Origin of the sequence: Azospirillum sp. TSO5, from assembly GCF_003116065.1 — a bacterium.
Lineage (GTDB): Bacteria > Pseudomonadota > Alphaproteobacteria > Azospirillales > Azospirillaceae > Azospirillum.
In genome coordinates this window covers 1-20956 of record NZ_LGQY01000101.1, presented here as the reverse complement: position 1 = coordinate 20956, position 20956 = coordinate 1, and the positions used below count along the sequence as shown (strand labels likewise).

Annotated in this window: 16 protein-coding genes; 9 read left to right on the top strand and 7 right to left on the bottom strand. The window is 68.4% G+C overall.

All coding sequences use genetic code 11. From position 1 onward, the window contains the following. The first annotated feature begins 5 nt into the window (after nucleotides 1-5). Nucleotides 6-1697, top strand: a complete 1692-nt coding sequence (recN, locus tag TSO5_RS23290) for a DNA repair protein RecN (RefSeq protein WP_109153856.1) — start codon at nucleotides 6-8, stop codon at nucleotides 1695-1697. 3 nt (nucleotides 1698-1700) lie between these two features. Here recN and TSO5_RS23285 read toward each other — a convergent pair whose 3' ends face one another. Together TSO5_RS23285 and TSO5_RS23280 are read right to left on the bottom strand one after the other, a co-directional pair. Beyond that, nucleotides 1701-2594 carry a LysR family transcriptional regulator gene (locus TSO5_RS23285; RefSeq protein ID WP_158282477.1) on the bottom strand — a complete coding sequence of 298 codons (894 nt, stop codon included), beginning with the start codon at nucleotides 2592-2594 and terminating at the stop codon, nucleotides 1701-1703. Nucleotides 2595-2655: 61 nt separating this feature from the next. Further along, on the bottom strand, nucleotides 2656-3255 hold the full coding sequence (locus tag TSO5_RS23280; protein WP_109153854.1) for an NUDIX domain-containing protein: 600 nt from the start codon (nucleotides 3253-3255) through the stop codon (nucleotides 2656-2658). Between the two features lie 394 nt (nucleotides 3256-3649). On the opposite strand from TSO5_RS23280, the gene TSO5_RS23275 reads away from it, so the two are divergent. Next, a complete protein-coding gene (locus TSO5_RS23275) occupies nucleotides 3650-6199 on the top strand; it encodes an HWE histidine kinase domain-containing protein (RefSeq protein ID WP_109153853.1) in 2550 nt (849 codons plus the stop codon). Between the two features lie 137 nt (nucleotides 6200-6336). Here TSO5_RS23275 and TSO5_RS23270 read toward each other — a convergent pair whose 3' ends face one another. From TSO5_RS23270 to TSO5_RS23260, 3 genes are read right to left on the bottom strand one after another with little or no spacing between them, the layout of a single operon-like run. Then, nucleotides 6337-7101: an RNA methyltransferase gene (locus tag TSO5_RS23270; protein ID WP_109153852.1), complete on the bottom strand. Its 765-nt coding sequence runs from the start codon at nucleotides 7099-7101 to the stop codon at nucleotides 6337-6339. 57 nt (nucleotides 7102-7158) lie between these two features. Further along, nucleotides 7159-7701, bottom strand: coding sequence for a GNAT family N-acetyltransferase (locus TSO5_RS23265; RefSeq protein ID WP_109153851.1), 543 nt, complete (start codon nucleotides 7699-7701; stop codon nucleotides 7159-7161). Then, nucleotides 7701-8846 (bottom strand): murein transglycosylase A, encoded by a 1146-nt coding sequence (locus tag TSO5_RS23260; protein WP_247870920.1) that lies wholly within the window; start codon nucleotides 8844-8846, stop codon nucleotides 7701-7703. The genes TSO5_RS23265 and TSO5_RS23260 overlap by 1 nt, the downstream gene beginning before the upstream one ends. Nucleotides 8847-9259: 413 nt before the next feature. Between TSO5_RS23260 and TSO5_RS23255 the strand changes: the two genes are divergently transcribed. The 4 genes from TSO5_RS23255 (at nucleotide 9260) to TSO5_RS23240 (ending at nucleotide 14252) form a co-directional block, all read left to right on the top strand. Continuing rightward, nucleotides 9260-10642, top strand: a complete 1383-nt coding sequence (locus TSO5_RS23255) for an RsmB/NOP family class I SAM-dependent RNA methyltransferase (protein ID WP_109153850.1) — start codon at nucleotides 9260-9262, stop codon at nucleotides 10640-10642. 300 nt (nucleotides 10643-10942) lie between these two features. Next, a complete protein-coding gene (locus TSO5_RS23250; protein ID WP_109153849.1) occupies nucleotides 10943-12451 on the top strand; it encodes a leucyl aminopeptidase in 1509 nt (502 codons plus the stop codon). Between the two features lie 24 nt (nucleotides 12452-12475). Then, the gene (locus TSO5_RS23245) at nucleotides 12476-12925 is read left to right on the top strand and encodes a DNA polymerase III subunit chi (RefSeq protein WP_109073865.1); all 450 of its coding nucleotides are present in this window, start codon (nucleotides 12476-12478) and stop codon (nucleotides 12923-12925) included. A 109-nt stretch (nucleotides 12926-13034) separates the two neighbouring features. After that, entirely contained in the window at nucleotides 13035-14252 is a 1218-nt protein-coding gene (locus TSO5_RS23240; protein WP_109153867.1) for an ATP-binding protein, read from the top strand. A 25-nt stretch (nucleotides 14253-14277) separates the two neighbouring features. Here the strand turns inward: TSO5_RS23240 and TSO5_RS23235 are convergent, their stop codons facing one another. Both TSO5_RS23235 and TSO5_RS23230 read right to left on the bottom strand, forming a co-directional pair. Continuing rightward, nucleotides 14278-15045 carry a class II glutamine amidotransferase gene (locus TSO5_RS23235; protein ID WP_109153848.1) on the bottom strand — a complete coding sequence of 256 codons (768 nt, stop codon included), beginning with the start codon at nucleotides 15043-15045 and terminating at the stop codon, nucleotides 14278-14280. A gap of 149 nt (nucleotides 15046-15194) precedes the next feature. Beyond that, nucleotides 15195-16250 carry a DUF2125 domain-containing protein gene (locus TSO5_RS23230; protein WP_109153847.1) on the bottom strand — a complete coding sequence of 352 codons (1056 nt, stop codon included), beginning with the start codon at nucleotides 16248-16250 and terminating at the stop codon, nucleotides 15195-15197. A gap of 121 nt (nucleotides 16251-16371) precedes the next feature. On the opposite strand from TSO5_RS23230, the gene TSO5_RS23225 reads away from it, so the two are divergent. The 3 genes from TSO5_RS23225 to TSO5_RS23215 all read left to right on the top strand — a co-directional run bounded on the left by TSO5_RS23225 (nucleotide 16372) and on the right by TSO5_RS23215 (nucleotide 20846). Beyond that, entirely contained in the window at nucleotides 16372-16977 is a 606-nt protein-coding gene (locus TSO5_RS23225) for a gamma-glutamylcyclotransferase (RefSeq protein WP_109153846.1), read from the top strand. A gap of 180 nt (nucleotides 16978-17157) precedes the next feature. Beyond that, nucleotides 17158-18837, top strand: coding sequence for a methyl-accepting chemotaxis protein (locus TSO5_RS23220; protein ID WP_109153845.1), 1680 nt, complete (start codon nucleotides 17158-17160; stop codon nucleotides 18835-18837). After that, nucleotides 18834-20846 carry a M1 family aminopeptidase gene (locus TSO5_RS23215; RefSeq protein WP_247870919.1) on the top strand — a complete coding sequence of 671 codons (2013 nt, stop codon included), beginning with the start codon at nucleotides 18834-18836 and terminating at the stop codon, nucleotides 20844-20846. The genes TSO5_RS23220 and TSO5_RS23215 overlap by 4 nt, the downstream gene beginning before the upstream one ends. Nucleotides 20847-20956: the final 110 nt, after the last annotated feature.

The following is a 20956-nucleotide window of genomic DNA, read 5'->3' as shown; positions in this document are numbered from 1 at the left end:
GCTCCATGCTCGTGTCGCTGACGATCCGGGACGTCGTCCTGATCGAGCGGCTGAGCCTGTCCTTCCGCAAGGGCCTCTGCGCCCTCACCGGCGAGACCGGTGCCGGCAAGTCCATCCTGCTCGACGCGCTGGGGCTGGCCCTTGGCGCGCGTGCGGATTCCGGGCTGGTGCGCCATGGCGCCGATCAGGCCTCCGTCACCGCGGAATTCGAACTTTCCGGCGACCACCCGGCCTTCGCCATCCTGAAGGAACAGGGGCTGGACGCCGATTCGGGCGATGGCGCGGCCGGTTACCAAACACTGGTGATCCGCCGCACCGTCAACACCGATGGGCGCAGCCGCGCCTGGGTGAACGATCAGCCGGTCGGCGTCGGGCTGCTGAAGACGCTGGGCGCCGAACTGGTCGAGGTGCATGGGCAGTTCGACACCCACGGCCTGCTGAACCCGCAGACCCACCGCGGCGTGCTCGACGCCTATGCCGGGCTGTCGGCGCAAGCGGCGCAGGTCGCCGCCGCGCATCGGGCTTGGCGTCAGGTCGAGGATGCGCGCCATTCCGCCGCCGCCGACATCGCCCGCGCCCGGTCCGAAGAGGAATATCTCCGCCACGCCGTGGCCGAGCTGGATGCGCTCGCCCCCAAGGCCGGCGAGGAGGAGGAACTGTCGGAGACCCGCGCGGTGCTGATGCATCGCGAGAAGCTGGTCGATGGCATGAACGCCGCCTATGCGGAACTGTCGGGCGACCGTGGTGTCGAACGTGCGCTGTCCTCGGCCATTCGCACCCTGTCCCGCATCGCCGACAAGGCCGGTGGTACGCTGGACCCGGTGATCGCCGCGCTCGATCGCGCCGCGACCGAGGCGGGGGAGGCCATCGCCGCGCTGCAGGCCGCCTCCAGCGGTGTCGACATGGACCCGCGGGCGCTGGAGAAGCTGGAGGAGCGGCTGTTCGCGCTGCGCGCCGCCGCCCGCAAGCATGGCGTCGACGTCGATGCGTTGGCCGCTCTGCGCGAGGAGATGGCCGGCCGGCTGCTGCTGATCGAGGATCAGGGCGACCTGCTGGCCAAGCTGGCGAAGGAGGCCGAACAGGCCCGCACCGCCTTCCACAAGGCCGCCGAGGCGCTGGGCGCCGCCCGCCGCGAGGCCGCCGGCCGTCTGGACGTGGCGGTCGCCGGCGAACTGGCGCCGCTGAAGATGGAAAAGGCCAAGTTCCGCACGCTGGTCGAGCCGCTCGACGAGTCGGAATGGAATGCGGCCGGCATCGACCGTGTCGCTTTCCAGGTCGCCACCAACCCTGGTTCGCCGCCGGGTGCCTTGAACAAGATCGCGTCGGGCGGCGAACTGGCGCGCTTCATGCTGGCGTTGAAGGTGGTGCTGGCCCAGACCTCCACCGTCGGCACGCTGGTGTTCGACGAGGTCGATACCGGCATCGGCGGCGCCGTCGCCGCCGCGGTGGGCGAGCGGCTGGAAACGCTGGGCCATGGCCTGCAGGTGCTGGTCGTCACCCACAGCCCGCAGGTCGCGGCGCGCGGCGCCGTTCACCTGAAGGTGCAGAAGTCGCAGAAGGGCGAGCAGGTCACCACCGGCGTCGCCGAACTGGACGGCGACGAGCGGCGCGAGGAGATCGCCCGCATGCTGTCCGGCGCCACCGTCACCGCCGAAGCCCGCGCGGCGGCCGACAGCCTGATCGCCGGCCGCGGCTGAGGCTCACTCACCCGCCAGCGCCTTGGCATGGCGGCGGAACAGACGGACCAGAGCATCCACCACCGTTGCCACGGCCGGCGCCTCGCGCCGGTCGCGGTGGACCAGCAGATGAACATCCTCGCCGAGCGCGGCCGGCGGATCGACGACGCGGACCAGCGCTGGTTCGGCATCGCCGAGCACGCAGGGCAGCAGCGTCATCCCCATTCCGCGCCGGGCGGCGTCGAGCCGCATCGGCAATTCGCTGAGCCGCGCCACGATTCGGGCGCCGCGCTCCCGGATCGTATCGTCCACCCATCCTGATTGTGACGGCCGCCGCCGTGTTTCCGGCAGGCCGACCACCGGAACGCCATCCCAGCGGCCGGACCAATCGTCGCGAAGGTCCCGCTTTGCATAGAGGGTGAATCCGAAGTGTCCCAACCGGCGGGTGACCAGATCCCCCTCGGCCGGCACCCGGTCCATGCGTAGCGCGATGTCGGCCTCGCGCTGGGCGAGGTTCAAGGGGTTGCGGGTGCTGAGGATGGTCAGGTCGGCACCAGTCTCCGCCAGCAGATCCGACAGATGCAGGGTGAGGAAGGCGGAGACGGACGTGGTTGCCGTCACCCGCACCGGCCGGGCCGTTGCGGCCAGCCGGTCGGCATTGCGGGCGAAGGCCGCGGCGGCGTCGCCCATGGCCGCGGCACTGTCCAGCACGGAGCGGCCGAGCGCCGTCAGTTCCAGCCGGTTGGGCAGCCGGTCGAACAACGGACCGCCCATTGTCTCTTCCAACCGCTTCAGCCGGCGGCCCAGGGTCGGCGGGCTCAGCCGCAGGCGCTGTGCCGCGGCGGTCAGGCTGCCGCTGTGCGCCGTGGCCAGGAAGGCGCGGATATCCTCCCAGTCGAGATCCGCATCGTCGATCATCCAGTCCCCATCCGAATCGCCCCATCCGAATTGCCTGGGCCGGCGGGGCGGGCGGATGCCGTCACCGTGATAGCAGGCCATGAAGGGCGGCGTACTGCAGCAGCATGATGGTTTTGCCATCCAGGATCGCCCCACCGCCGACCATGGCAAGGGCATCGGCGAAGGTCAACTCGACCACCTCGATGTCCTCGCCTTCCTCGGCAATCCCGCCGCCCTCACTGCGGTCGGCGGCGCGGTATTCGGCGACGAAGAAGGCCAAACGCTCCGTCACCGAACCGGGACTCATGAAGGCATCGAACACCCAGCGCGGTGCCTGGACGGTCACGCCCAGCTCCTCCGCGGCCTCCGCCCGGATCGCCTCTTCCGGACTGCGGTCGTCGAGCAGGCCGGCGCACACCTCAAGCAGAGGCTCGGCGTGGCCGTTGACGTAGGCGGGAAAGCGGAACTGCCGGGTCAGCAGGACGGTGCCGCGGGTCGGATCGTACAGCAGCAGGGCGGCCCCATTGCCACGGTCATAGGTCTCCCGGCTGAGGGTCTGCCAACTGCCGTCACGGCGGCGGTAATCGAAAATGGTCTTCTTCAGCACATACCAGTCGTCGGACAGCAGCGTGACCTCACGGATACGGATGCGGTCGTCCTGACCTGCGGACAGCGTCGTCATTGCGGGAATCCGGTGGCGGTTGGAAAGGCCGGCATCCTGCGCCGCCGTCGGCTTTCGAACAGCCCGTCAGGGGTGAAAGGCCCCGCTGCGGAATTTTGGGGGTCGCGCGTCCGGTTCTCGCGCCGCATATTTCTGATTGTAGAAAATCTGCGCCAGGTTCTGACGATCTCGCGCAATGCCAAAGCTTGGCGGTTCAAATCACGCGCAGAGCGCTCAGATGCTTATCCTATGTTAAGTTAACAGGCCTTAATGAGAGCATAGGTATAGCCATTTTGGAGCGTTGCCGCCTTCCATCCACCTGCCTAAATTGTTGATGAAATCCCTTGGCAGTGCGTGACAAACGCCGCCGGTCCAGCTTCCGCTTGAGGTCGCGTTTGTCCGAAGTCTTTGTTCGATGAGCGGCCCGGTTCCTTCGGGGTCTGTAGACCTCACCGATTGTGACCGGGAGCCCATCCACCAGCTTGGTCTTATCCAGCCCACCGGATTCCTGATCGCCGTCACGGCCGATTGGATCGTCCTGCATGTCTCGGCCAATATCGGCCGCTGGCTGGGGGTGGAGCCCGAAGACCTGCTTGGGCATCCGCTGTCCCGCGTGATCACCGGCGAGGCGCTGCACACCATCCGCGGCCGGTTGCAGGTCGCCCACATCAACGGCAGCGTCGAGCGCGCCTTCGGTGTCCATCTGTCGGACGTCGCGCCGGTCTGTGACGTCGCCGTCCATCTGTCCGGCTCCACCATCGTGATCGAGGCGGAGCCGAGCGAGGGGGAGGGGCCGCAGGATTCCGGATCGCTGCTGCGCTCGATGATCGCACGGGTCCAGAACACCCGCGGCTTCGATGCCTTCTGCCGCGAGGCGGCGCGCCAGATGCGGGCACTGACCGGCTTCGACCGGGTGATGGTCTATCGCTTCGGCCCCGACGGGGCGGGGGAGGTGATCGCCGAATCGGCGGTGCACGGCATCGGCAGCTTCCTCGGCCAGCGCTATCCGGCCTCCGACATCCCGCAGCAGGCCCGGCGCTTGTATGAGCGCAACTGGCTGCGCTGCATCGCCGACGTGAATGCGCCGCCGGTGCCGGTGGTGCCGACGCTCGATCCCACGGGCCAGCCGCTGGATCTGTCGCTCAGCCTGCTGCGCAGCGTCTCGCTGATCCATGTCGAATATCTGCGCAACATGGGAGTGAACGCCTCGCTGTCGGTGTCGATCCTGCGGCACGGCAAGCTGTGGGGGCTGTTCGCCTGCCATCACCGTCATGGCCGCTCGCTCTCCTTTGAACGGCGCACCACTGCCGAGCTGTTCGGACAGATGGTCTCCCTCCTGCTGGAGGGACGCGAGCGCGAGCAGGAAAGCCAGCACGAGGCGCAGGCCCGCCGCGCCCATGTTCGCATCATGTCGATGCTGGCCGACAGCGAATCGCCGCTGGACAATCTGGTCACCTTCGCGACGGAGCTGCGGACGCTGATCGAGTGCGACGGCTTCGCCTGCTGCATCGACGGTCAGCTACACATGGAAGGCGAAACGCCGACGCGGGAGGAAACGCTGGGCGTCATGCGCTTCCTGCACCGGACACCGCCCAGCAAGGTCTATGCGACCGACGAGCTGAGGGCGGTGCATCCGCCGGCCCGCGACTTCACGGAACGGGCCTGCGGGTTGCTGGCGATCCCGGTGTCGCGCTTGCCGCGTGACTATCTGGTCTTCTTCCGCAAGGAGCTGATCCGCACCGTCACCTGGGGCGGCGACCCGACCAAGCCGGCGCAGTATGGCCCCAACGGTCCGCGCCTGACCCCGCGCAAGAGCTTCGAGGCGTGGAAGGAAACCGTGCGTGGCCAGTCCAAACCCTGGACCGAACTGGACGAACGCAACGCCGAATCCCTGCGGGTGACGCTGCTGGAGGTGGTGTTGCGGCTGGCCGACATCGCCGGCCGTACCCGCAAGGAGGCGACCGAGCGTCAGGAACTGCTGATCGCCGAACTGAACCACCGCGTCCGCAACATCCTCAGCCTTGTCCGTGCCCTGGTGCGGCAGAGCGAGACCGGGGCGGAGACGGTGCAGCAGTTCGCCGCCATCGTCGCCGGCCGCATCGAGGCGCTGGCCCGTGCCCATGACCAGATCACCGCCGACAATTGGGGACCGGCCTCGTTGCGCGCCCTGATCGCGGCGGAGATCGGCGCCTATATGTCGGCCAAAAGCGAGCGGGTGCGGCTGACCGGGCCGGAGGTGCTGCTGGCGCCGCAGGCCTTCTCCGTCTTCGCGCTGGTGGTGCACGAGCTGACCACCAACTCGGCCAAATACGGCGCGCTCAGCGACAGCGGTGGCTGGGTCGAGGCGGACTGGTCGATCGACGGGGGTGGGCGTTTGCAGATCGACTGGCAGGAGAATGGCGGTCCGCCGGTGCGGGCGCCCTCGCGTGTCGGCTTCGGCACCACCGTGATCGAGCGCTCCGTCCCCCACGATCTGCAGGGCGAGGCTGAGGTGAGCTATGCCCTGTCGGGCTTGCGGGCGCGTTTCATGATCCCGGCCCAGTATGTCACCGTCGCCGCCAGCCTGCCGGGCGGCGGCCGGCTCAGCCTGCCGGTGCCTGCGGCCGATTTTTCCATCGGTGGTCCGGTGCTGCTGCTGGAAGACAACATGATCATCGCCATGGCGACGGAAGACGTGTTGCTGAGCTTCAACGCCAGCCGGGTCAACACCGCCGCCGGCGTCCGCCACGCCCTGCGCCTGATCGACGAGGACCCGCCGGTGGTCGGTGTGCTGGACATCAACCTGGGCAACGAGACCTCGCTCGCGGTCGCCGAACGGCTGCGGGAGCTGGGAATCCCCTTCGTGTTCGCGACCGGCTATGGCGAGTCCGCCGCGGTGCCGGAGCGCTTCGCCGACGTGCCGGTGCTGAAGAAGCCGTATGGGTCCGATCAGGTGGTGCAGGTGTTGGCGTCGGTGATGGGGTAGGGGAAGCGTCGGCTTCGATTGCCCCCTCCCCAACCCTCCCCCGCTTCGCGGGAGAGGGAGTTAAGCGTAAGAGCGGCGGAGTTCCCTCTCCCACCGAAGGTGGGGGAGGGTTAGGGAGGGGGCCCCTCCGCGACCACTTACCCCCTCACCACCCCAAACCGCGCGAACAGCGCCACGCTGACCGCCACCGTGGCGTTCAGCGACTCCACCGCGCCGGTCGTCGGCACAGACAGCCGCGTCGCCGGGCAGTCGGCCGGCACGCCCTGGCCTTCCTCGCCCAGGATCAGCCGCATGTCGGCCGGCCAGTCGAAGCGCGTCAGATCCTCGCCCCCACCGTCCAGGGCATAGAGCGGCCCGGCCGCGTCGTTCACCGCCGACCATCGCGGCCCGCGCAGCAGAGTCAGCGCGAACTGCGCATTCGATGCTGCCCGCAGGCATTTTGGATGGAAGGGATGCGCTGCCCCCTCCAGCAGCACGATCCGCGACACGCCGAAGGCGGCGGCACTGCGGAGCAAGGCGCCGAGATTGCTGGGATCGCCCAGCGCGCACAGCAACTCCAGCCCCTGCGGTGGCTGCGACAGATCGATGGCCGGCATCTTCGGCACGGCACCCACCAGCAGCGGGAAGCCGGTCCCCGACACGTCGAGCGTCCGGAACAGGGCAGGGGCCAACTGCACCGGCTCCACCCCCGGCGGCAGGCGCCAGCCAGCGATTTGGGCGGGATCGGTGAACAGAACACGCTCGAACCGTTCGGGGTGCTGGCGCAGCGCCTCCGGCACGGTCTTCAGGCCGGCCAGCAGGAATTTGCCGTTCTTCTTCAGCCCACGGCTTTCCAGCGCCGATTCCCACAGCTTGAACTGAGGGTTCTGCGGGCTTTCGATCAGCAGGGGCGGGCGGGTCATGGCAACGGGCTTTCCGGCAAGGGGATGCCCCTGCCTAGCACAGCAGCGTCCCCAAAGTCAGGGGTTCAGGCGGCGGCCGAGGAATAGCAGGGGGCCGCGTTGGCAGGCGTCGGTAAAGCCGGCGCGCTGATAGAACTCGACATTGCGGGCGAAGATGGCGGTGACCAGATGCACGCCGGAAAGGCCGTCGGCCCTGCAATCCTCGGCGAAGCGGTCGACCAGCCGGCGGCCCAGCCCATGCTCCCGCCAGCCCGGCCGGACATTCACATGGAAATGGGCGGGGTAGGCGGCGAAATGGTCGGCGAAGACCTCGTATTTCGGGATGCGCCGAGCCAGCTCAACCGAGCCGGCGCTGTCCTTGCAGCCGGTGAGATAGCCGATGATCTGCCCGTCGCCGGCCAGCGCCATCCAGATGTCGCGCGGCGCCTCCGCCACGAACCAGCCGGTCCAAGTGGCGAGGAAGGCGGCGCGGTCGGCAGGGGAAGCGAACTCCGTCCGGGTGGTGGAGGCGAAGAAGATGTCCTCCAGGGCCGACAGCGCCGCCGCGCGGTCGGGCAGGGCGGTCAGGCGCTCCAGCCGGATATCTCCGCCCTCCGTCATCACTTCCGCTGTGCGGTCTGGACCGACAGGGCGCGCGGGGCCAGCATGGTGTAGTGGCCGCGCGCCTTCATCACGCCGGCCCCTTCCTCCGCCTGCTGGCCGTGGCCCCAGAACAGGTCGCCACGGACCGGACCCTTGATGGCGCCGCCGGTGTCCTGCGCCACCACCAGCCGGTTGATGGCGCCGCCCGGCACCGGGGCGTCGCGCACCTCCAGCCAGAGCGGCACGCCCAACGGGATATGCTCGACATCGACTGCGAGGCTGCGGCCGGGGGTCAGCTCCATGTTGCGGGCGCCGCGGGCGCCGACCTCGGGCTTGACCTTGAAGAAGACGTAGGAGGGGTTGAGGTTCATCACCCGCTGGGCCTCGGCCGGATGGTCCTTCAGCCAGCGGCGGATCGTCTGCAACGACATCTGTTCCGGCGTGGCGTCACCGATGTCGATGATATGGCGGCCGATCGGGTAGTAGCTGTGACCGTTCTGGCCGGCGTAATGGATGCCGACCACCGACCCGTCGGCCATGACCGCCCGGCCCGACCCCTGGATTTCCAGGAAGAAGGCATCGACCGGGTCGTCCACCCACATCAGTTCCAGCCCCTTGCCTTTCAGTGCGCCGGACTCGATCCGGGCGCGGGTCGGCAGGCCGCGCTTGCCGCGTGCCGGCATGCGGTAGAGCGGGACATTGTAGCGTTCGGTCCGCGTCCAGCTGCCGTGCAGCTCGATCTCGTAGTAACCGGTGAACAGGCCGTTCTCGCCGTTGCTGACGTCGCGCGGGGTGAAGAAGGTCTCGAAGAAGCGGCGGGCCGCCTCGCTGTCACCGGGGGGCAGGTCGCGGGCGGCGGCGCAGATGGCGCGCCAGTCGTCGGTGGTGCCGGCGGCGCGCAGAGACCCCAAGGCCTTGCCCGGCGGCTGGTTCTTCACCCAGCCGCAAGTGCGCTGCACCGCCGGAACCGCCTGGGCATGATCGTCGTCGATCCAGCCGGCGAGATGGCGGAAGTCGGGCGACACCTGATCCCAGGTCGGGCGCTGGGCCGTGGTCCGCTGCCCGTCCACCGTCGGCGCGGTGCCGGCACAGGCCGCCAGCGTCGCCAGCAGGCCGCCGAGCAGGGAAAGCCGCAGGAGCTGCCGCTCTTTGGGCCGCTTCATTTCACGCGCACACGCCACCCCAGCCGCAGCCGCCATCGCGCACTCCGCCACCAGCAATCGATCTGTCCATTCGAAGACCCGGGTCGTCCGGCCGCTCTGGCGGTCCGGTCACGATAAGGTCACATCACCCGATCGTTTGTGCCGGTGGTTACCCCGAGTCGTCAATCCCCAACCTGCACTTTCGGGTAGGTCGCGGCCGGTTGTCACGGGTGGGCGCCGGTCGCGCCTTTCCGGCGGCAAGCGGGGCAGCCGCGCGGCGGCAAGGCGTGACAGGACGCGGCAAACGCGGTATCGACAGCCCATACGTGAAGGACCGTCCGCAACTGTGCATCCCGTCCCCGATCCGATGAGGGGGAACATGCGGGCGGCCGGTCCTGTTCGCCGCCATGTGACACCCCAAGGGACCAGACGCCATGACACCCGCCGCCCGCCTCCAGGCGGTCATCGATCTGCTGACCGAGATCGACGAGACCCCTCGCCCCGCCGACGCGGTGATGAGCGCCTATTTCCGCAATCGCCGCTACATCGGGTCGAAGGACCGCACCGCCGTCGCCCAGATGGCCTACGCGATCCTGCGCCGCCATGCCCGGCTCACTTGGTGGATCGAGCGCGGCGGATACGAGCGTGCCACCCCGCGCGCCCGCGTCCTGGCCTATCTGCTGCTGGAAGAGAACCGCAACGCCGGCGTGGTGCTGGAGATGTTCAGCGGCGGCAAGTTCGCCCCGGCCCGCCTGACCGACGACGAGTTGGCGCTGGTCGGCAAGCTGGAAAGCCACACGATGGACCATCCCGACATGCCGGAGACGGTGCGGGTGGAGTGTCCGGAGTGGGCGGAAGCGGCGATGCGCGCCTCGCTGGGCGACCGCTTCGGGGTGGAGATGGAGAAGCTGCTGGAGGCGGCGCCGCTCGACCTGCGCATCAACCCGCTAAAGGCCAACCAGCAGAGCGCCATCAAGGCGCTGGCCAAGGCGCAGATCACGGCGGAGACCACGCGCTGGTCGCCGCTGGGCCTGCGGGTGAAGGGACGGCCGCCGCTGGGCAGCGTCGACGCCTTCAAGGACGGTCTGGTCGAGATCCAGGACGAGGGCTCGCAGTTGGTCGCGCTGGCTGTCGCGCCGAAGCCCGGCCATCAGGTGGTCGATTTCTGCGCCGGCGCCGGCGGCAAGACGCTGGCCGTCGCGGCGCTGATGAAGAACAAGGGCCGCGTCGTGGCCTGCGACGTGCTGGACAAGCGCCTGAAGCGCGCCGCCGAGCGGTTCCGCCGCGCTGGCCTGCACAACATCGAAGCCCACCCGCTGACCAGCGAGCGCGATCCCTGGGTGAAGCGCCACAAGCGCAAGTTCGACCGTGTGCTGGTCGACGCGCCCTGTTCCGGCACCGGCACCTGGCGCCGCAACCCGGATGCCCGCTGGCGCCAGCTCGGGCCGGGGCTGGAACAGCTGCTGCCGCTGCAGGCCAACATCCTGGACAGCGCGGCGCGTCTGGTGAAGCCGGGCGGGCGGCTGATCTATGCCACCTGCTCCATGCTGCATGACGAGAACGAGGCGCAGGTCGAAGCCTTCCTGCAGACCCACCACGACTTCATCGTGAAGCCCGTCTCCGAGGTTTGGGAGGAGGAGGAGGCCGGCGCGCCGCCGGTCGAGGGTCCGTACCTGCGCCTGACCCCGGCCAAGCACGACACCGACGGTTTCTTCGCCGCCGTGCTGGAGCGCCGCGCGGAAGAGAGCGTGTCGGAAGTCGGGCTGGAGCAGGGCGAGGTCGATCCCGTCGAGCTGGGCAAGGCGATCGATGCGTGAGTGAGGGGGCGTCGGCTGACGATGCCCCCTCCCTAACCCTCCCCCGCGTTCCGCGGGAGAGGGGACTGCCGCCGCATTGCAAACTCACCCTCTCCCGCGAGGCTCTCGCACAAAGCTATGCTTTGTGCTGACGCGACAGGCGGACCGTAGGTCCGCTGAGAGCGGGGGAGGGAGGGACCCGCGAAGCGGGAGGGAGGGGGCATCGCGAGCCAACCCTCCCCACCCTTGACAGCCGGGGTGGCGCGCTCCTTATCGGTGGGGTAGGCTTTCCGCCGCGCAATTCCCCCTCAAGAGGACCAGATGAAGTTCTCCTTCGCCAAGCCGTCCCTGCCGTCCTCCGGCGTGCTCGCCGTGACCGTTGCCGCCGACCGCAGCCTCGGCCTGATCGGGCGCGAGCTGGATCAGAAGACCGGCGGGGCGCTGGCCCGCGCCATGGCCGCCGCCCGCTTCACCGGCAAGAAGGACGAGACGCTGACGCTGCTCGCCCCGGCCGGGACCGAGCTTGACCGCATTCTGCTGGTCGGCATCGGCAAGGGCGCCGACCTGACCGATCTGGTGCTCCAGGCCGCCGGCGGCGCCATCGCCGTGGCCCTGGACAAGGCCACCGACGAGGCGGCGCTGCTGGTCGAACTGCCGGAGGGGGCCAAGCTTTCCCCGGCTGCCGCCGCCGCCGAGATCGCCTTCGGCGCGCAGCTGCGCAGCTACAAGTTCGACAAGTACCGGACCAACGACCGCAAGTCCGACAAGAAGGATCCGAAGCCCAGCCTGCGCAAGGTGACGCTGCTGGTCGAGGATGACGGCGCCGCCAAATCCGCCTTCAAGAAGCTGGACACGCTGGCCGACGCCATCCGCTTCACCCGCGATCTGGTGTCCGAACCGGCCAACGTCATCTATCCGGAAAGCCTCGCCGAGAAGACGAAGGAGCTGGAGCAGTTCGGCGTCGAAGTCGAAATCCTCGACCAGAAGAAGCTGCGCAAGATCGGCATGGGCGCCCTGCTGGGCGTCGCCCAGGGCAGCGCCTTCGAGCCGCGCGTGGTCGTGATGCGCTGGAACGGCAACCCGGATGCCGCCGACAAGCGCCCGGTCGCCTTCATCGGCAAGGGCGTGACCTTCGACAGCGGCGGCATCTCGATCAAGGGTGCGGCCGGCATGGAAGACATGAAGTGGGACATGGGCGGCTCCGCCACCGTGATCGGCACCATGTACGCGCTGGCCGCCCGCAAGGCGAAGGTCAACGCCGTCGGCATCGTCGGTCTGGTGGAAAACATGCCGTCCGGCACGGCGCAGCGTCCGGGCGACATCGTCACCTCGCTGTCGGGCCAGACCATCGAGGTCATCAACACCGACGCCGAAGGCCGTCTGGTGCTGGCCGACTGCCTGTGGTACGCGCAGGATGTCTACAAGCCCAAGCTGATGATCGATCTCGCCACCCTGACCGGCGCCGTCATCGTCGCGCTGGGCCACGAGCATGCCGGCCTGTTCGCCAACGACGACGACCTCGCCATGAACCTGACGGCCGCCGGCCTGAAGGTGGGCCAGCCGGTGTGGCGCATGCCGCTGGGCGACGGCTATGACAAGGAAATCGACTCGCCGGCCGCCGACATGAAGAACACCGGGTCGGGCGGCGGCGCCGGCAGCATCGTCGGCGCGCAGTTCCTGAAGCGCTTCGTCAACGACCTGCCCTGGGCGCACATCGACATCGCCGGCGTGGCTTGGGCGAAGAAGGACGGCGCCACGGTTCCGAAGGGCGCCTCCGCCTTCGGCGTGCGCCTGCTCGACCGCTTCGTGGCGGAATTCCACGAAGGCTGATGACCTGAGTTGAGTGAAGGAGCCATGACCGAAGTCCGCTTCTACCACCTGCAACGGCGCACGATGGAACAGGCGCTGCCCAAGATCCTGGAGAAGGTTCTTGAGCGGAACTGGCGCGCCGTCGTGCTGGCCGGTTCGCCGGAGCGGGTGGACATGCTGAACCAGCATTTGTGGACCTACGATCCCGGCTCCTTCCTGCCGCACGGTGCGGCGCGCGATGGTTTCGCCGACCGTCAGCCAGTGTGGCTGACCGATGCCGACGAGAACCCCAACGGCGCCACCGTGCTGGTCACGGTCGACGGTTGCGTCAGCGATCGGATGGACGGCTTCGAGCTTGTCTGTGACCTGTTCGACGGCAACGACGACGAGGCGGTGCTGGCCGCCCGCCAGCGCTGGAAAGCCTGCAAAGCGGCCGGCCACAGCCTGACCTATTGGCAGCAGACCGACCGCGGCGGCTGGGAAAAGCGCGCCTGAGCTGAGGCGGTCGCAATACCGGTCGTTTCCGGATCATTTCGATTGCATTCGATCCGTTCAGAGGCAAATCTAATTGCCCACGCGGACGGTTCAAAGGTGCATGTTCCCGATGAACAGGAGCCAGATCGACCCGGCGCTCGCCCAGCAGGTCAAGGACGCGAGCATCCTGATCGTGGACGACAACCCGTCCAACGTCGACCTGTTGCGGGAAATCCTGAGCCATGACGGTTATCGCCGTGTGCGCGGCGAGACCGACCCGCGCAAGGTGCCGGACCTCTGCGCGGCGGAGCCGTTCGACCTGCTGCTGATCGACATCCGCATGCCGCACATGAGCGGCTTCGACCTGATGGAGCGGCTGAAGCCGATCTTCGGCGACGATTACGTGCCGATCCTGGTGCTGACCGCCCAGACCGACCAGGAGACCCGGCGCAAGTCGCTGGAACTGGGCGCCAACGATTTCCTGACCAAGCCCTTCATCGCCTGGGAGCTTCTGCACCGCGTCCGCAATATGGTGGAGATCCGCAAGCTCTACCGTCGCGCCGCCGAACAGAACCGCGAGCTTGAACACCGGGTGTCGGAACGCACCGCCGAACTGTCGGATGCGCTGGAGGCGGCGCGCAAGGCCGACCGCGCCAAGCTGGACTTCCTGGCGGTGATGAGCCACGAGCTGCGCACGCCGCTGAACTCCATCATCGGCTTCGCCGACGTGCTGGCGGGGGAGGGGATGGGCAAGCTGGGCCATCCCGATTACCTGGAATATGTGAAGCTGATCGAGGAAAGCGGCCGGTCGCTGCTGACCATGGTCAACAACATCCTGGACTATACCCGCGGCTCCACCGGCTCCATCGAGATCCAGGAAAGCGACGTCAACATCCCCCAGCTGCTGACTGGCTGCGCCGACATGCTGGCGCCGAAGGCGGCGGGCAAGCGGCTGACGGTGGCCGTCCATCCCTGTCCCGCCTTCCGCATGCGCATCGACCGCCGCCGGCTGCGCGAGATGGTGCTGAACCTTTTGGACAACGCGGTCAAGTTCACACCCGCCGGCGGCCATGTCGCCGTGGCGGTGGAGGACCGCGGCAACTTCGTCGGGCTGACCGTGCGTGACAACGGGCCGGGAATTCCGGCCGAGCTGATGGGGCGCATCTTCAACCCCTTCACCCAGGCTGAACGCTCGCTGGTCCGCCAGCATGAGGGGGTCGGGTTGGGGCTGCCCATCGTGCGCCGCTTTGCCGAATTGCATGGCGGCGGCGTTGAGATCGACAGCGCACCGGGGCGGGGGACGGCGGTGACCATCCTGCTGCCGAAGGAGCGGTTGCTGGAGGGGTGATGTCCCTCCCTCAATGGCCCCTCCCTCAATGGAACGTGAACATCTCCGGCGCAGCGCCGATGCGCGCCACCAGCCCGCCGCTGGGCGGCACTTGCCGCCACTGGTCGCGCTGGGCGTCGACCGGTTCCGACACTACGATCAGGCCATTCTCGCCCCGGCGCCAGTACAGGCTGGGCGGCTTGTCGTCGGATGCCCAGCGCACCGCCCACACCCGCTCGCCGTCGGTCCAGGTCGCGGTGAAGCGAAGCGGCGCGGTGATGTCCAGCGCCTGCATCTCGTCGCGGATGGCATGCAGCACGCGCTGGAAGGCGCCGACCGAATCCTGCTCCAGCCCCTGGCCGATCGCGGCGAGGAAGATCGCCTCGCTGTCGGTGGTGCCGGTGCGCGAGCTGTACAGCTCGTCCGGGATCATCGCCTCCACCCGGCGGCGCAGGCGGGGCCAATCGCCGATCTGCCCGTTGTGCATGAACAGGAAACGCCCGGCTTTGAACGGATGACAGTTGGCCCGGCTGACCGCGGTGCCGGTGGCCGCCCGCACGTGGGCGAAGAACAGGTGGGAGCGGACATGGCTGCAGATCGATTGCAGGTTCTCGTCCGACCAGGCCGGGCGGATCTCGCAATAGCGGCCGGGCTCGGTCCGCTCGCTGTACCAGCCGACGCCGAAACCGTCACCGTTGGTTTCGGTCTTCGCCTCCGCGGCGTGCATCGACTGTTCGATCAGGGAATGACAGGGCGTGCAGACCAGCGTTTCCAGGAACACGGGTTCGCCGCAATAGGCAAGAAACCGACACATCGACCGACGCACCATGGCAGCCGCGACAGGGACTGCGTCAATTTGACCTGAGGCGCCGTGTGAAACAAGGGGGCGGAGTCACGGAAGCGTCATGCCCGCCGGCACCTGTTGCATTTCCGCCGGTTATCGCCGGTTCCGCCCGATACTTGTCACCAGACCAGCTTGGGCAGTGCGGCGACGCGCAGCGGCCCGACATAGAGCGCGCGGTCCTGCACAGTCACCGGGGCGGTGACCACCGGTTCGCCGTTCGGGCCGGTCGGACGAGCCAGCATGGCCAGGACGGTTTTGGCGATGGCGGCCTCGTTCGGGCGCATCATCGGCTTCACCGCGTCCAGGATGGCCGGCGCACCGCGAATCTCCGCGGTCAGCGCCGCCTGCGGCTGCAACTGTGCGTCCAGCGCCAGCGTGCCGGACAGCACCGCCCCCAGCGGTCCCCAATCCAGCGCCAGCCGGTCCAGTTCCACCGTGCCGCCGTCGCGGCTCCAGGCCGACAGGCTGGCCGGCTCCGGCCGGGGCGGTGCGCCCATGACGCGCAGGGTCAGTTCCGTTCGCTTCACCTCGCGGCCCAGCGTCGGCGGCATGCCGTCGGGCAGGGTCAGCCCGTCGGCGGACAGCGTCACGGTCAGGCCGGCGGTGCCGCGTTCGGCCGGCGGCTGGTCCGGCTGGGCGGCGCTGACGGCGAGCGCGGCGACCGGCACCGACTGTCCGGCGACCTGCGCGGTCAGACCGGTGAAGTGCAGGGCGAGCCGCTCCAGCGTGCCCGACATCCGCATCGTCACGTCGCCGCTGCCGCCCTGCGGTGCCAGGATGTCGACGGGTGGCTGACCGGGCTGGACGACGGACAGGCGCTGCTCGCCCGGAAAGGTCAGGGCGATGCGGGTCGGGTTCCAGGGGGCTGCCTCCGCCACCAGACCCCCGCCCTGCCAGTCGGCGCCACGGGTCGCCAGATGGAGCTTTTCAAGCTCGGCCCGCAGGGTGAAAGGGAAGCCGCCGACGGTCAGCCCGCCATGTTCGACCACCGCCCCGTTGGCACGCTGGTCGGCGACCCAGGTCTCCAGCCCTTCCCGCACGGAGCGGGCCGCCTGCCACCACCACAATGAATAAAGAAGGGCAGGCAGCAGCAGGACCATCAGAACCAGGATGGTCGCGATCCGGCGCCCGGTCAGCAGGCGGCGCGGAGCGGAAGAGGTGGCATTGGGTCGCATCGGTGGCATGTCCGTTCCATCTCCGTACCGTTATAGCGACCCCGGAACCCGCATGCTAGGCTCGGTGGCTACCGATTCGGTTCCAACCAGTCCCAAGCGATCTTTCCTCCTGCGATCTGCCATGGCTCCCGATTCACCGATTCCGACTCCCGCCTGGACCGGCGACATCGCCGTCGAACCCGGCGCCGACCTGTGGGTATTCGGCTATGGCTCGCTGATGTGGAACCCCGGCTTCATGTTCGCGGAGCGGCATGCGGCGACCCTGGCGGGATATCACCGCAGCTTCTGCGTCGCCTCCTATCGCTATCGCGGAACACCGGAGCGGCCGGGGCTGGTGCTGGGGCTGGACCGTGGCGGCTCCTGCCGGGGCATCGTCTTCCGGGTGGCCGCGGCGGAGGTGCCCTCGACCCTCGACTATCTGTGGGAGCGCGAGATGGACAGCCGGGTCTACCGGCCGAGGCTGCTGCGCGTGCGCCTGCGCGACGGCCGGTCGGCGGAGGGGCTGGAATCGGTCAGCGCCTGCTGCTTCGTCGTCGACCGCAACCACCCGCAATATTGCCGAGGCCTGGACGAGGCTGCGGTCGTTTGTCGCATCGCCGGCTGCTGCGGTCAGCGCGGGCCCAACATCGATTACCTCGCCAACACAGTTGATCACTTGAAAGAGCTCGAGATCTGCGATGTCCGGTTGTCAAAGTTGTATGATCGGGTGCGCGCCTATGCGGGTTGACCTAGGCTTGGGATCTGTTTTTGGAGTCTTTTCGATCAATTGTGATGATTTGCTATTAATCTCTTAGCGGCCTGTAATCTTCTGACGTATTTGACGTTCAATTGTGTCTCCACTATTCCGTTTTGACACTGACCAACCGAATCCATAGAATTCTAATGTTCTATCCGGGAGGTCGTGTGAATGCAGAACGTCAGCATAGGAAAAAAATTCCTCACCATTTCCGCAGTTATGCTCTGCGCAATCATAGGTGTGGCCGCCATCCTTCTCTCTTCTCTTCACACAACTCAACAGGAGGCCAGCGAGGCAAAGGTTCGTTCGATCGTCGAGGCTGCCATCGGTGTCGTCAAAGATTTTGAAACCCGTGCTGCAAAGGGTGAGATGCCCTTGGACGCGGCCCGTACCGCGGCCCGCAACGCCATACGTTCGATGCGTTACGCTGGGAACGAATATCTATTCGCCACAGATGCCAATGGCTTGGTTGAAGTCCACGGTGGACAGCCGCAAATCGAAGGGCGAAATCTCGGCGACTCCAAGGACCCGAATGGCATTCCCTTCGCGCAGCTTCTGGTGGAAGAGGGGCGCCGGGGCGGTGGGTATGTCTCCTATTCCTGGCCGAAGGTGGCGGGAGCCCAACCCAGCCCGAAGATCGCCTATTCGCAGATGACGCCGGGATGGAAGTGGATCGTCGCCACCGGTGTCTATGTTGACGACATCGAAGCCGATTTCCGCCGTAATGCGCTGCAGGCCGGATTGCTCGGCGGTTGTTTGGGCATCGCGGCGCTGTTGCTGTCGTTGTGGATTGCGCGCTCCATCACGCATCCGCTGTCGCGGCTGACCGCGGCGATGCGCCGGCTGGCCAATGACGACCTGGATGTCGAGGTCACCGACACCGACCGCCGGGACGAGATCGGGCAGATCGCCATGACGGTCGGCGTGTTCAAGGAACGCGGGTTGGAAAACCGCCGCCTGCGCGCCCAGCAGGAGGAGATGCACGTCAAGGCGGAGGCCGAGCGGGTGGCCCTGCTGTCCAGGCTGGCCGACGGCTTTGAACGGTCCATCGGCGAGGTGGTGCGGCAGGTGACGGCCTCGGCCGGCACCATGCGCCAGGCCGCCCAGTCGTTGACCGTCAGCACCGGCACCGCCACCAGCCGCAGCAGCGCTGCCGCCCAGGCCGCGGAAGAGGCGGCAGTGAGCGTCAACACCGTCGCCGGGGCCACCGAGGAACTGTCCAGTTCCATCGGCGAGATCGGCCGGCAGGTCAGCGCCTCCAACGACGTGGCGAACCAGGCGGTGACCGAAGCGGCCAAGACCAACGAAGTGATGAACGGCCTCGTCCGCGCCGCCAACGAGGTGGGCGAGGTGGTGAGCCTCATCAACTCGATCGCCGGGCAGACCAACCTGCTGGCGCTGAACGCCACCATCGAGGCCGCGCGTGCCGGCGAGCACGGCAAGGGCTTCGCCGTCGTCGCGTCGGAGGTGAAGGGACTGGCCAACCAGACCGCCCGCGCCACCGACGACATCCAGAAGAAGATCGCTGAAATCCAGCAGGCAACCAACGTGGCGGTGGTGGCGATCCGCGACATCGGCCATGTCATTGGCGAGATGACGAGCATCTCCAGCGCCATCGCCGCGGCGGTGGAAGAGCAGGGGGCCGCGACGCGGGACATCTCCGCCAACGTCCATCAGGCGGCCCAGGGCGCGCAGGCGGTCTCGGTCAACGTCGCCGGCGCCAGCGAGGCGACCACCGATGCCGGTGCCAAGGCCAACGAGATGCTGGATGAATCCGGGCTCCTGACCGGTGTCGCCGACCGGCTGCGCCGCGAGGTGGACGGCTTCCTGGAGAGTATCCGCGCGGCATGACGCCACGCTGGCGACTTGCCGGTGCGGCGCCCATCTTCAGGGCCATGACGACGATCCTGCGCATCCGGTTCCCTGCCCTGGGGACCATGGTGGGTGCGGCACTGGCCCTGGGCGTGGTCGCCCCGGCCGGTGCCGCACCGCTTCACCACGACATCGACCTGACGCTCGATCCCGCCGCCGGACGGATAGAGGCGGTGGATCGGCTGACACTGCCGGCCGGGACTCAGTCCTTGCGGTTGGACCCGGCCCTGACGCTGGAGGAGGCGTGGGCCGGCGACAAGCCCGTCCCGGTCGACCGGCGTGGCGACCGGCTGCGGCTGGTGGTGCCGGAGGGAGGCGGACCGGTGACCATCCGCTATGGCGGCCGGCTGCCGGGCTTCACCGCCGGCACCGGCCTTGCGCTGGACGGTGAGGGCGCCTTTCTGCCGGGGCTTGGCGGCTGGCTGCCCGATCCGGCCTCGGCATCGGAAGAACCGCCGACCTGGCGCCTGTCGGTGCGGGTGCCGGCGCCCTATGTCGCCGTCGCCACCGGACGGCTGGTGGAAGAGGGGCGCGACGCCGCCGGCTACCGCGCGGTGTTCGAGGAAAGCCGCAGCGTGGAGGAACCTTCCGTCTTCGCCGGCCCCTGGACGGTGGAGGAGCGGATGGCGGGGGACCTGCGCTTGCGGCTCTACCGCCATCCGGAACAGACGGGGCTGGCCGACGGCTATCTCGGACTGTCGGAGCAGGCGATCGCCGCCGGGTCCGCCCGTATCGGCGCCTATCCCTTCGACGGCTTCAGCATCGTATCGGTTCCGCCGCCGGTGGGGCTGGGTTTTCCCGGCCTGACCGCCATCGGCCGCGCTGTGCTGCCGCTGCCCTTCATCCGCAGCCAGTCGCTGACCCACGAGATCATGCACAACTGGTGGGGCAACGGCGTGCGGGTCGGCGAGGGCGGCAATTGGGCGGAGGGGCTGACCACCTACATGGCCGATTATGCCGCCGCCCGCGAACGCGGCGCCGACGCGACGCGGGCGATGCGGCTGGACTGGCTGCGCGACTATGCCGCCCTGCCGGCCGAGCGCGACCGCCCGCTGACGGAGTTCCTGTCCAAGACGCACGATGCCTCGCAGATCGTCGGCTATGGCAAGGCGGCGATGCTGTTCCACATGCTGGAGGCGGAGATCGGGCACGACGTTTTCGACGCCGGCATCCGCCGGTTCTGGAGCGAACATGCTTTCCAGGCGGCCGGCTGGTCCGACCTCCGCCAATCCTTCGAGGCGGCGTCCGGCCGTGACCTGAGCGGGCTGTTCAGCCAGTGGCTGGAGCGGCGGGGCGCGCCGATGCTGACCCTGGTCGATGCCCGTGCCGATGGTGATGGCGTACAGCTGACCCTGCGGCAGGAGGGCGACGCGCCCTATGCGCTGACCGTGCCGGTGCGGCTGGAGACTGCGGCCGGGGTGGAGGAGCATAGCGTCCGATTCGACAGCCGGCAGGCGACGCTGCGCATTCCATCGAAAGCGGAGGTTCGGGCGGTGGCGGTCGATCCCGATTTCGACCTGTTCCGCCGCTTGGCGCCGGGGGAGGCGCCGCCGATCCTGCGCGACGTGACCCTGCGTCCGGGTGCGGAGCGGGTGATCGCCGCCGACGGCAAAGCGGCGGAGGCGGCGCGAGCGCTGGCCGGGCGCCTGATCGATGGCGCCGGCAAGGAGGAAGGTGGTGGAGGGGCGCCGCTGCTGCTGATCGGCACCGACGCGGCCGTGGCGCGGGAGTTGGAGTCGCGCAGGCTGCCTCCGGTGCCGCCGGAACTGGCCGGCCGGGGCAGCGCACGGGTGTGGGTGTCGCGCGCGGCTGACGGGCGAATGGCGCTGGCGGTGTCGGGTGCCGACGCCGAGGCGCTGCGGGCGCTCGTCCGGCCGCTGCCGCATTACGGGCGGCAGAGCTGGCTGGTGTTTGAGGGGGCGAAGGCGGTGGACCGCGGGGTGTGGGCGGTCGGCGACAGTCCGCTGCGGCGGGTGGTGGGGAAGTAAGGGTGGTGGGGCGGCGGTGTCGGCTTTGAGTGCCCCCTCCCTAACCCTCCCCCGCTCTCAGCGGACCTATGGTCCGCCTGTCGCGTCAGCACAAAGCAAAGCTTTGTGCG